12 protein-coding genes are annotated in these 12404 nt (G+C 46.6%); 6 read left to right on the top strand and 6 right to left on the bottom strand.

The genetic code is table 11. The features are described from left to right. Positions 1–9 precede the first annotated feature (9 nt). Positions 10–294 carry an EscU/YscU/HrcU family type III secretion system export apparatus switch protein gene (locus tag ACZ5NB_RS09010; RefSeq protein WP_460232917.1) on the top strand — a complete coding sequence of 95 codons (285 nt, stop codon included), beginning with the start codon at positions 10–12 and terminating at the stop codon, positions 292–294. Positions 295–361: 67 nt separating this feature from the next. Here the strand turns inward: ACZ5NB_RS09010 and ACZ5NB_RS09005 are convergent, their stop codons facing one another. Both ACZ5NB_RS09005 and ACZ5NB_RS09000 read right to left on the bottom strand, forming a co-directional pair. Next, complete coding sequence (locus tag ACZ5NB_RS09005; protein WP_460232916.1) at positions 362–2188, bottom strand: sodium:solute symporter family protein; 1827 nt, start codon at positions 2186–2188, stop codon at positions 362–364. Positions 2189–2221: 33 nt separating this feature from the next. Beyond that, a complete protein-coding gene (locus ACZ5NB_RS09000) occupies positions 2222–3619 on the bottom strand; it encodes an alpha/beta fold hydrolase (RefSeq protein ID WP_460232914.1) in 1398 nt (465 codons plus the stop codon). Between the two features lie 230 nt (positions 3620–3849). On the opposite strand from ACZ5NB_RS09000, the gene pabB reads away from it, so the two are divergent. Next, complete coding sequence (gene pabB, locus ACZ5NB_RS08995; RefSeq protein WP_460232912.1) at positions 3850–5238, top strand: aminodeoxychorismate synthase component I; 1389 nt, start codon at positions 3850–3852, stop codon at positions 5236–5238. A gap of 26 nt (positions 5239–5264) precedes the next feature. Here pabB and thrH read toward each other — a convergent pair whose 3' ends face one another. Then, positions 5265–5882 (bottom strand): bifunctional phosphoserine phosphatase/homoserine phosphotransferase ThrH, encoded by a 618-nt coding sequence (gene thrH / locus ACZ5NB_RS08990; RefSeq protein WP_460232910.1) that lies wholly within the window; start codon positions 5880–5882, stop codon positions 5265–5267. 545 nt (positions 5883–6427) lie between these two features. Here thrH and ACZ5NB_RS08985 point away from each other — a divergent pair. Both ACZ5NB_RS08985 and ACZ5NB_RS08980 read left to right on the top strand, forming a co-directional pair. Then, positions 6428–7156, top strand: a complete 729-nt coding sequence (locus ACZ5NB_RS08985) for a phosphoadenylyl-sulfate reductase (protein ID WP_460232909.1) — start codon at positions 6428–6430, stop codon at positions 7154–7156. Between the two features lie 88 nt (positions 7157–7244). Further along, positions 7245–7580, top strand: coding sequence for a hypothetical protein (locus ACZ5NB_RS08980; protein ID WP_460232907.1), 336 nt, complete (start codon positions 7245–7247; stop codon positions 7578–7580). A gap of 83 nt (positions 7581–7663) precedes the next feature. Here the strand turns inward: ACZ5NB_RS08980 and cysB are convergent, their stop codons facing one another. Next, positions 7664–8638, bottom strand: coding sequence for an HTH-type transcriptional regulator CysB (gene cysB, locus ACZ5NB_RS08975; RefSeq protein WP_460232906.1), 975 nt, complete (start codon positions 8636–8638; stop codon positions 7664–7666). 153 nt (positions 8639–8791) lie between these two features. Here cysB and ACZ5NB_RS08970 point away from each other — a divergent pair, with 153 nt between their 5' ends. Beyond that, a complete protein-coding gene (locus ACZ5NB_RS08970; RefSeq protein WP_460232904.1) occupies positions 8792–9580 on the top strand; it encodes a sulfite exporter TauE/SafE family protein in 789 nt (262 codons plus the stop codon). A gap of 12 nt (positions 9581–9592) precedes the next feature. Here ACZ5NB_RS08970 and ACZ5NB_RS08965 read toward each other — a convergent pair whose 3' ends face one another. Then, a complete protein-coding gene (locus ACZ5NB_RS08965) occupies positions 9593–10117 on the bottom strand; it encodes a universal stress protein (protein ID WP_460232902.1) in 525 nt (174 codons plus the stop codon). A gap of 146 nt (positions 10118–10263) precedes the next feature. Continuing rightward, positions 10264–11196, bottom strand: a complete 933-nt coding sequence (locus ACZ5NB_RS08960; RefSeq protein WP_460232901.1) for a 5'-nucleotidase — start codon at positions 11194–11196, stop codon at positions 10264–10266. Between the two features lie 138 nt (positions 11197–11334). Between ACZ5NB_RS08960 and ACZ5NB_RS08955 the strand changes: the two genes are divergently transcribed. Further along, the gene (locus ACZ5NB_RS08955) at positions 11335–12189 is read left to right on the top strand and encodes a fructosamine kinase family protein (protein WP_460232899.1); all 855 of its coding nucleotides are present in this window, start codon (positions 11335–11337) and stop codon (positions 12187–12189) included. Positions 12190–12404: the final 215 nt, after the last annotated feature.

Below are 12404 nucleotides of genomic sequence, written 5' to 3'. Positions count from 1 at the left end.
GATTACAGTATGTCAAATAATCAGATTGACCTAGATGAAATTGAGAAAGCGATTGCACTCTACTACGATGGCGAATCTGCACCGATACTGACAGCCAAAGGAACTGGAAGCGTCGCAGAACAAATTGTCAATATTGCAAAAGAATCGGGTGTACCACTCTGTGACAATGAAGGTCTAGCAGATCTACTGATTCAGCTAGATATTGGCGATGAAATCCCTGAAGCACTCTATTTAAGTATCGCCTACATCATTTCATTTGCGTATCAACTTCAAGGAAAAGAACCAAAGAGGTAACAAAAGCTCTTGGAAAGCAGACCTACCGAGTAAAACATCAGCAAGCCTGCTACGCATTACCGTGCAACTATGCCGGTGTTTTTAATAAACGATAGAACTCTTGCTCTTGTTCATTTAGCACCAAGGCCTTAAGTGTTGCCAGCGACACCGTAGGAATCACAACGAGCGGAATCCCGATTGCCGCGTACAGCACCATGGTCATATCGGTTTGAACATAAAACGTATTTAAAAACCATGTACCCACAATACCGGTAAACGCTAGCAACACTCCCCAGAACACGCCTTCATTAGTCGTAGCAGGCATAAACCTCAAATAAACCTTTCCGATCATCAATGGTGCGGCAAGCGCAGCGAGATAAATGATCATATCGTCAGATGACACTCCAGCAAGCTTGCTAATAGCAAAAACAGCTAATAGGCCTGCAGCAAGCAGCACAAAACTTCGAATAATCGCTTTATTCGCATGTTCATTTTTTTCCGCTTGAGCCCACAGCGACATATTCGGAATGAGTACCAATGGAATTAATGTTGTGAAATAAGCGGCAACGTCAGATTCAGACTTGAACACTAGGTTATTTGCTGACCAAGCAATCAATCCTAATGCATAGCCAATCACTATGCCCCAGTACACGGAAGATTCCGTTGTCGCTTTCACATAGAAAATGTAGCCAATTGCGATCGCTGGGGGGACGACCATGGCGTACCCTAGCAGCAGCCATTTTAATACCGATGCAGTACCCACTACGTAGCCAAAGTAACAGGCGATCACGGCAGCAACAAGGCCATATATAACGGCGGTAATACGATACGCCTTTAGTTTTTTATCCGGTGAATAGTCCTTTGAAGAAGGAATCCAGTCGTTAACAAACATTGTCGAGCTTGCCAACAAAATCGGGCCACCGGATGAAATCAAAGCAGCGAGGACAGCCGCTAGCGCAACGCCACCTATAAACGGGCCAGCATCAATAGCAATTTTGGTAATACTGTTGTAGCCGGCTATACCTGAGTTTGATCCATATTTAGCGAGCGCTTCCACGCCTATGACAGCCGATAAAAATGGCATCGTCGCAGCAACGACCCCGGCCAACAAAAACGCAGGCAATAAAATACTTTCACGTTTGGCAGAACTGGAATAATTCACGTATACCGACGCCGCTGGCGTATGGATTGTCGCAGAGAAGAACATGGCAATGATGGGAAACCACCCTAAACCAATGAAACTCCACCAACTAGAAGAATCTTTTCCAGACTCAGCTAGCGCCGCATTGGCTTTATCGATCACGGCACCCCATCCTCCCAACTGGCCTGCCACAACAACACCTACAGTAGCCAAACCAAAAATAATCACAAAACAATGGATTATATTGGTCGACGATGTTCCTTTTAGTCCAGACGATGCTGTTGCAGCGATAATAACGAAAGCACCGATGAAAATTCCCACAACAAGCGGAATTCCTAAAATATTACTGACAATAACGCCAATCAGTAGTGGTTCGATAACGTTGACGACAAGGTATTCGGTCTGAACACACAAACTCGTAAACCAACCACTACGAGATTTACCGTAACGCTTTCCAAATAGCTCGGCTACGGTAGTTAAACCCAAGCGGCGATACGGGATGGCAAAGAAAGCGCCAACCAATGCCAGTGCAAGGAATGTGTTAACCCCATACCATACATTCCAAATACCAGTATTCATTACATCGCCCGCTACGCCGTATGAACCAGCTCCACCGATGCGCGTACCAGCAATGCCTGCGGCAATCATAATGACACCCATCCCGCCTGCACCTGTGGCCCAATCGGATGAACTTTTATTGCGCCTTGCCAGCAGTGTGCCCACACCGGTAACAACTAATAGATAAACAATAACGGTAATGGCAGAAGTACTCATGCGTTCCTACTTAATACTCTTGAGTGGGTGAATTTACAAAATAAAGTCTAGAACCCGGTTGTCGCTTTCAAAGACACCGTGTATTCCAGTGCTAGCAATGCCAGACTTGAGTTTGCTGACAGAAAAAATAAAACGTGAACGCCTTTTTATAACGACGCCATTCTCTTGACTTTTAACAGTTACACCAGCGAGGTCCCATCGTGTACCATCGCTTTCAATACCCCGTAGCCCTTGCAGATCGACATTTGTCATCGAGACGATTGACAACTCACTTTGTATTGCAGTGCCGCCAGCGTTGTTTACACCGACATTAACCATTGATACTTGCGACCTATTCATAATAATTTGGTTTGCGGTCAGGTTTACCAGTGTGACGCCCTGGCAATTCTCAATATATACCGCTTTATAATGCCCTGAATAACGACCACCGTGCTGATCACGACAATATAAAATGTTGCCTGTATGGCTTGCCGGTACCGGCGATGTTGCAAAACGTTTATTTAAATCTGGCTCAGAGTTTAAAGCCGTTTCTAACAACATCTGAAACATCTTTGGGTGCGTTTTCATTGGCACATGCGCCGCACCGTCTATAACGCGCAGCTCAGCTTGCTTTAGCCTTCCCAACAACAAGCGACCTGTTCTCAGTGGCGCGACAGTATCGTTTCTTCCCCAAATCAACCAAGTCGGTTGCTCTACACTATCAATCGCGCTTGAAAAATCATGCATAATCAACGCTAGGCCAGCATTCGCATTGACACGCCCTTCAAACAAAAAGCGCCACGCCTCATCGCTCGCACTAATTGCCGGGATTGGGTCTGGCGTAGTGCTAGTCCACTCTACAAGCGATTTAGCAAACTGATTAAGCTTTCGTGCGAAGTTTGATATCGGACTAGGCGTTCCTTTGGGCACCACCGGAAAGTTAACATTCTCTTTCAACAACGCAGTGCGTTCGAGCACCCCAGCCGTATCAACAAGCACGAGTCGCTGGACCAGGTCCGGATAGTCTGCGGCGAACTGCAACGAAATCGCCGCTCCCATTGAATGACCTATCACTACGAGAGGTGACCTCGCTGCCTCATCGGAAACCCAATGCAAAAACTTTGAATAGTTCTGAGGCGAAAGCTGGGTTAATGGTTCTTCTGAACGACCAAACCCAGGCAGATCCACTGCAATAACATGATACTGCCCAGCCATGAACTTAATCACGTCAAGCCAATCAGTAAATGATCCGCCTATACCATGAACCAACAATATACTTTGCTTATGCTGCAAGCCTGCCTGCACAACGAAACTTTGGGTTTGCCATATGGGCTCTTCCACATAAGACCAGTGCCAACCTGATGGCAAGGTGGAGAGATCAAACTCTGCCTCTTTAGCTGGTTGCTCAGCCTGCCCGCAAACGCCAATCGACAATACAGCACAAAAAATCATCGAGGCTAAACGTATTGCTTGCCTAAAGCGGCGCGCGATTATACTTATGCTTTTCTGAGGTTTCTGCTTATAATTCAATGATTTACAAAACATAACAATATGCCAAGGAAGCTAACTGCAGGAGCGAACGATAGCGACTATAGATTGCCAGAACAAGAAAGTGCATCAAACAACAGATATTATTACAATGCGCGCGCCACCGATGGGATTCAAACGGAGACATACGTGCTTTGAGCACTCACACCAGTAACAGGTTTAACTTAACCTCTTTACCCCTGCCATATACCGACGATGTCAGCGATTATTTTCTGCGCATCAGGCATTTACCTTACGCCATATGGCTAGACAGTGGTCGCCCCAGTGGCAATTTCGGCCGCTACGACATTATTAGTGCAGCTCCACAGAAAATCCTCAGCGAGCAACTCACAACCACAACTAATAGCCCAAACGTCCAAGCTGCCACACAAATTTTTGATGAACTGGATGCTGCGCTAGAAGAATTTGGCCACCCTGCTTCAGCCTCAGATCTTCCTTTTACAGGAGGTGCTATTGGCTACCTCGGCTACAATATGGGCTCAGCAATAGAACCCTCGGTGGGCAGCAAGCAACGCGACATAGCGCTTCCCGATGCATGGTTTGGCATATACAACTGGGCGATAATTATCGATCACCCGTCCTCGACGGCGACTCTAACATTTACCGACCACTGCTCAACCTCCCTTAGGTCCGAAGTGTCTGATGCCCTGAGGAGCGAAACGTTTAATCCCCTCAACAAATTTTCCTGCGAACCTCCCCAAGGAGAGCTAACAAAAGGAGACTACCTCCAGCAAATCAACCGCATACAACACTACATTGAGGCTGGTGACTGCTATCAGGTGAATTTTGCACAGCGGTTTAAAACCGCCTTCCAAGGTGATCCCTTAGCACTCTATCTCTATACGAGAAAGCGCCTTCCCTCCCCCTACTCTTGTTACCTTGAATTAGAGGGCAACGCGGTGTTGTCGTTTTCACCGGAGCAATTTCTAACTGCGGACAAATCACGCGTCGAAACCAAACCGATTAAAGGCACTGCGCCACGAAAAAAAGAAATCAAAGATGACGAGCTAAGCGCCCAAATACTGTTGAGTAGCAGTAAAGATCGAGCTGAAAATATCATGATCGTGGATTTACTGCGCAATGATCTGAGCAAACACTGCGAGCCACATTCGGTTAATACGCCACAGATCGCGTCGTTAGAGAGCTACGCTAACGTTCACCACCTAGTCAGTCGAGTGACGGGCATACTTAAACCAAACTGCAACCACACACAGGTTCTGCGCGATTGCTTCCCAGGAGGCTCCATCACCGGGGCCCCCAAAATTCGGGCGATGCAAATAATTAACGAGTGCGAGCCTGTCGAACGGTCGATTTATTGCGGAAGTATTGGCTATCTCAGCTCAAATGGAAAAATGGACACTAATATCGCTATCCGAACCATGGTGCTCTGCGAGGGCGATGTGTATTTTTGGGGAGGAGGAGGAATTGTTGCCGATTCTGACGCCGATGCTGAATATCAAGAGACGCTAGACAAGGTGAGCCCCCTGTTCGAAGCGCTCACCTACTTTTCTAATACAAATTAGTACACGGCTAATAGAAGACGGGGTCCTTACAGAATTAAGTCCCGATTGCTCGCCGCGATAAACTCTTTCTTCAAGTCTTCGTAAGTATGCACGGCTGGGAACTGAGGAAACTCATCGATCACATTCTGTGGAGCTTTAAATAGAATACCGGCGTCCGCCTCACCGAGCATCGTAGTGTCATTATAGGAGTCACCCGCTGCAATCATGCGATAATAAAGTGTTTTAAGCGCAAGAATCGACTGACGCTTAGGGTCTTTTTGGCGCAACGTGTAATCGACCACTTTACCACCTTCTCCGATTTCGAGGCGATGGCAGAACAACGTCGGCCAACCTAACTGGCGCATTAAAGGTTGAGAGAACTCATAGAAAGTATCAGACAGGATAATGACCTGAAAGCGCTCTCGTAACCAATCCACAAACTCCCGAGCCCCTTCTAGCGGCGTGAGCGTCGCAATCACCTCTTGGATTTCATTAATACCAAGACCATGCTTATCAAGAATAGCCAGGCGTTGCTTCATCAGCACGTCGTAATCTGGAATATCCCTTGTCGTCGCTTTTAGCTCCTCTATACCCGTTTTTTCCGCAAAAGCTATCCAGATTTCTGGGATCAACACACCTTCAAGGTCTAAACACGCCAATTCCACGATCTTCTCCACACCTTAATTTTAAAAGGCGCCAATCTACAGATAGGCCCAATTAAGTGCAAGCACCGCCCCCTAAATACTTCACCTACAAAGCAACAATTACCACTCCAACTAAAGTTATCCACTTAAATAGACAGCTTATTCACAACGTTTTCACGTGGAACACTTAAAGTAACACTTTAACTTTTGTACGCAACTAACACATAGCGTCTAGCGCCCAAACGGCACAGACCCCCTTGATACACAAGAAAAATAACCACATGTGGTGCTAAAGCGATTACTAACCGAGCACATATTGTGCGCCGTTTAGGCAATTAGATAAATTAACCGTCAATGTTCCACGGGAAGTTTTTCCGCGCTGTGGATAACTTTCACACTCACACGCCACCTAGTTTTCGCTATAAGCGTATCGTTATTGATTATTTCTATCCCCTGCTATTGCCTGCTATTATGCGCGCCCCAGGAGTAGAACGCCTTGCCCTCGCCATAAATCGCGGCAAGCGCACACAACCTGGAATCCCATCGAGAAACCTAGGACTTACGAAATGCCAGAGTTAATCAACACCCTCGACGTTGATACCCAGCTTCAAAAGGAGCCGCCTCACGCTATCCTTCAATATGCGCTCAATAATTTCGACAACATAGCAATTTCCTTCAGCGGAGCTGAGGACGTAGCGCTAATAGACATGGCATACCAAATTCGTTCTGATATTCAGGTTTTTTCACTGGATACTGGCCGCCTCCACCCCGAAACTTATCGCTTTATCGAAAAGGTTAGAAAACACTACGGCCTGAAAATTGATGTGTTAATGCCTGACGCAGCTGCCGTAGGGGACCTGGTACGCGAAAAAGGTTTATTCAGTTTTTATGACGACGACCATAAAGAGTGTTGTAGTATCCGCAAAGTAATGCCGCTACGTAACAAGCTGCTAACCATAGACGCTTGGATTACCGGACAGCGTAAGGATCAAAGCCCAGGTACACGGACCGCTATTCCGGTTATTCAGGACGATCTAGCTTTCTCACGCCCCAATGAAAAGCTCGTTAAGTTCAACCCGTTAGCGAATTGGAGCTCGCGGATGGTTTGGGACTACATTCGAGGCAACCAAGTGCCATACAACGAACTTCACGACAAAGGCTTTGTGTCTATCGGTTGTGAGCCCTGTACAAAATCATTGGGCCCCAATCAACATGAACGTGAAGGACGATGGTGGTGGGAAGCAGAAACTCAAAAAGAATGTGGATTACACGCAACCAACCTTGAAGACAAATAAGGGTTGTATCCCCACAAATTGACGGTAAAAATAGCCGGGTAGTTACATTTACAAACAGCCATTAAATTGCCATTAGCCAGGAGACACTATGAAGATCACCTTAGTTAAAAAGATTCTCGCCGATGGTTCTCCCTGTAAAAAGTGTGGGGATGTACTCGAAAAGCTAGAGAGCACTGGTAACATGGAGCGCATTAATGAAGTGGTGGTTGCCGATGAAAGAGATCCTGATAGTCCGGGGTTGGCGCTGGCAAGAGAATACAACGTTGACCGTGCCCCCTTCTTTGTCGTCGAGGAAAATGGCGCTCCGACTCAGATTTATACCGTATACCTTAAATTCGTCAAAGAGGTTCTCGATCAAGAACAGTCGGCAAAGGACGAGGCAAGAGAGATTTTAGACAATAGTGCAGACCTCGATTTTATTTAAACACTGGCATTTTGGTTAGTAAAAACAAACCCCGGTAGGTCGACCTACCGGGGTTTGTTTTTACTAACAATAGAGCAGACAACTTAGTAAGTTGGCAACTCGACATTCTGGAATAACTCTTCCAACTCAGATCGGCTATGTCGCTCGTACGCATCGTTGACCATATCCTTGGTTAGATGCGGCGCAAACTCTTCGATGAATTCATACATAAAGCCGCGCAAGAAGGTGCCGCGACGGAAACCAATCTTAGTAATACTGGATTTAAATAGATGACTCGCATCTAGCGCTACTAAATCGCTATCCTGCTCCTCATCGAACGCCATCTTGGCAATAATTCCGATACCGAGACCTAAACGCACATAAGTTTTAATGACGTCAGCATCAGCGGCGGTAAAAACAACTTTAGGCGCCAATCCTTTATCGAGGAATGCTTCATCTAATTTAGAACGCCCGGTAAAGCCGAACACATAGGTAACGATGGGGTGTTTAGCCACCTCTTCTAACGTTAAACTCGAAAGTTGACATAAAGGGTGGTCTTTCGGCACCACAACGCAACGATTCCAACGATAGCATGGCATCATGATAAGGTCTGAAAACAGTTCCATTGCTTCTGTCGCAATAGCAAAATCGACGGTCCCGTCAGCTGCCATTTCGGATATCTGCATCGGTGTACCTTGATGCATGTGCAAAGAAACATCCGGGTAACGCTCAATAAATTTCTCTATCACCTGAGGTAACGCATAACGTGCCTGAGTGTGGGTGGTCGCGATAGAAAGCGTCCCCTTCCGCTCGTTACTATATTCTTGAGCAACCTGCTTAATACTTTCGACCTTACGCAGGATCTCACCAGCAGTCTTGAGAATAGCTTCCCCGGCTGGAGTAATGCGAGTGAGGTGTTTACCACTTCTTGAGAACACTTCGACACCCAGCTCATCTTCAAGCAGGCGGATTTGCTTGCTAATACCAGGTTGTGATGTGTACAAACTTTGAGCGGTTGCCGACACGTTGAGATCGTGGTGTGCAACTTCCCAAATGTATCTTAACTGCTGCAGTTTCATATGCCCTCCAATTGGCCGCGCAGTGGGTGGCTTTTAAATTATATAAATATAAGAAATTATTCTTTTGCAGAATAGTAACAAATCCCTATATTTACCAGTCGAATTTCATTCTTTTACCGTTAGACCTCGTTAATATAACTGTAGCGCAATATTATGGACTTTATAATCTATATTCTAGCGGGAGCTGCTGTCGGCGCTGCAATTGGAATAACGGGCGTTGGTGGAGGCTCATTAATGACCCCACTGCTAATTTTATTTGGATTTCCATACCACGTTGCCATCGGCACTGATCTGCTTTACGCAGCCGTTACAAAGAGCGGTGGCGCAATCTCACATTATCGACGAGGTAATGTTCGCTGGGATTTGGTTGGCATACTCGCCGCAGGCAGTATCCCTGCGGCCTTTCTCACTACCCTTTTGCTCAGTACCGTTTTTGGTAGTCCAGACGAATACAAGCCTGTATTGACTAGTGCATTGGGCGTTATGCTAATTCTGACGTCAGTTGTGTTACTACTGAAAAAGAGAATAGAGAGATTTACTCAAAGGAAAGAACTTCAGGACAGTGAACCTTGGTTTAGGCACCACGCGAAAGCAATTACCTTTGTCAGTGGCTTATTGCTCGGGACCTTTGTCACATTGTCGTCGGTAGGAGCAGGTGCATTTTGCGCAGCTTTACTTCTTATTCTATACCCAGCCTTACCAGCAATAAGAGTTGTGGGAACAGACATAGCCCACGCAGTACCTCTAACCCTAGTCGCTGGTTTGGGGCACCTTATCTTTTTAGGCAACGTGGATTTCGTCTTGCTCGGATGCCTCCTAATCGGCTCATTACCCGCAATTCACGTTGGCACCTATCTCGCAGCAAAATTGCCCAACCGCGTTATGCACCCGCTGCTTGCTTCTTTGCTGCTATTACTTGGATGCAAGTTCGCGTTTTTTTAGCCCGATAGCGTTTTAGATACCGCCACCAGCTTGAGATAAACCAGACCTGTTGTGCGCTTTGGGAAGCATAGGAACGGTGTAAACAGGCACTTTTGACAGCTGTAAGACTCTATTTGCAACTGACCCCAAACTATAACCATGGACAAAATCCGGACTATGAGTGCCAACCATTATCAGGTTAGCATCTCTGGCTTCTGCAACTTCCAAGATGACATCGGCAGGTTTTCCCGGAACGACCACAACTTCCGTGTTCTGAGAATACTGAGCATCCGCATCTAAAAACTCGTCTGCAATAATGTCTATGATGCGTTCGCGAAGAGAGCTAATCACCTCCATAGTTCGAGCATCTTGCGACTGAAGGTCTTCGCTTTCGGGGAGGTAATTTTTCACCATAGCGGCACCGAGAGTCCCTAAGGGCTCGATCGCATGTACAACGACAACTTTCGCCTGAAGCCTTTCGGCTAGTTCTAGAACGTGGTTTACGACGTAAGGAGTAAAAACGCAGAGATCCGTTGCGAATACAATGGTCTGGATCATATATCGGGATACCGCTACTACTTAATCTCAATCGTGATCAACCGAGCCAGACTCAGTAAACACGAAGCCTGCCAGGTTAATCATCCATAACTTTGAGCATAGCAGCGGCTTGGAATAAGGGTAATGGCACTATTGCAAAGAATGGCTTAAGAGGTCGCTTTTATATTGGCAATACCATGCGGTACATGGCCCGATGCGACGTGCTCGCTGGCAATATCACAGTGTTGTCGCTGATCATCGAAGAAAACATCCGCGCCATAGGCTTGTAAAAAAGGCCCTTTGGTTAGCCCGCCAAGAAACAATGACTCATCGATTCGGATATTCCATTCACGTAACGTCCGTATAACCCGCTCATGCGCTGGTGCAGAACGCGCCGTAACCAGCGCCGTTCGGATTGGGGGGTGCTCTTCGTCCTTAAACTCCGTTTGAATGCCATGTAACGCCTCAAGAAAATGTTTGAACGGCCCAACTTTCAGCGGTTTTTTCGCAGCCGCTTTTTCACTGGTAGTGAAAGCTTCTAGCCCTTCTCGCTTGAAGATCTGTTCTGCCTCATCTGAAAAAAGCACTGCATCACCATCAAAGGCAAAGCGTAGCTGATCGCCATGAGAGGCTCGAGGCTCTTGATTCGTCCTAGATTTGGGCGCAATCAGCGTGGCAGCCGCGACACCGTGATCTAAAGCGCTGCGAACATCTTCGCCGTGTGTGGACAAAAAGAGGTGACAACCGAACGGTTGAACATAACGATATGGGCTTTCTCCACTACAAAACACAGCCCGAGTTACCGTTAAACCGTAGTGCTCAATGGAATTGAATACCCTCAAACCAGTGTCCGCGCTATTCCGTGACAATAGGATCACTTCAACCCGCGGCTCCCCGCCCAGTCGCTCATTAATCCTCAATAGCTTTTGAACCATTGGGAAAGCATCCCCGGGCTCCAAGACATCATTCTCATGAGCCACTTGGTAAGCCGAATAAGCAGCTAAGCCTTCTTGCTCGTAAACATTATTGCTGTCACTCAAGTCAAATAACGCGCGTGATGAAATAGCAATAACAAGCTTGTTACCAAAACCTGCGGGCATGATAATATTCCTCAACTGCTAACGTTAGCAGGCGTTAACTCTAGATCGCCGAGTTATTAGAAGTTTCGTGCAGCGACCCAATAGCGCTACCTCTCATTCCTACACCTTAGCTCAAAAACCACTGTATAGACAACCACTATGACACAGCAGCAAAGCGCTTTACTTCAGCGGCTGGCATCGCACTTCAAAGATCAACCATTATCACTCACACCATTACACGGCGGCGATATTAATCGAACCTATAAGCTACAGGCCGATTCAGACGTATTTTGCCTGAAATTTAACGAGCACTGTCCAGCTGACTTTTTTCACGCTGAGGCCCATGGCTTATCTCAATTACAAACCCACTCGCCGTTGCAAGCCCCCTCCGTCATCATTGCTGAAGCTGATTTCCTGGTACTTGAATATATCAATCCTGCACCGCGCTCTAAAGATTACTGGCGCGCGCTCGCTGAAGGGTTAGCTAAGCAGCACACCAGCACCAGCGGTAACTTCGGCTTATCACGAAACAACTATTGCGGATTAACACCGCAACCCAACAAGATGATGAATAACGGCTATGATTTTTTTTGTGAAATGCGGCTTGGTTACCAAACGAGAATGGCATATGACGCCGGACGATTGAGTTCTGCAGTGAAAAACAAACTCGACAAACTGATGAATAACATCGACGCCGTAATACCAGCACAGCCAGCTTCCTTGCTCCACGGTGACCTTTGGTCTGGCAATATCCATAGTAATTCTATAGGAGAACCTGTCTTAATCGATCCGGCTGTGTATTTCGGCTGGAGGGAAACAGACCTCGCCATGACACATCTATTCGGCGGGTTTGGTGAGGAGTTCTACGAAGCTTATCAGGAAATTTATCCTATGGACGATGACTGGCGGTCTCGACTCCGCCTTTACAACCTTTACCACCTCCTGAATCATCTAAACTTGTTTGGAGAAAGTTACCTACCTCAGGTGGAACAGATCGTAAAGCGATTTACCTAAGTGCTCGTTAATGTTGTTTGCAACTTTGTGCAACCCATTCCTTCAGAAACACACAGTCCAGCCGATATGCTTCATTGTGAGAGCAACATTTATCAATATAACGAACCTGACTCAAACTTATGATTAACGTTGGACAACCTATTCGTGACTTGGGATTGCTTCTTTCATCGAAGGTTGTTGCTGTACCGTTAATATTGTTATTGCTTTTCAAACTC

Source organism: Aurantivibrio plasticivorans (assembly GCF_055392955.1).
Note: the sequence above shows the minus strand (reverse complement) of the source record. Positions and strands in the feature narration are given on the sequence as shown.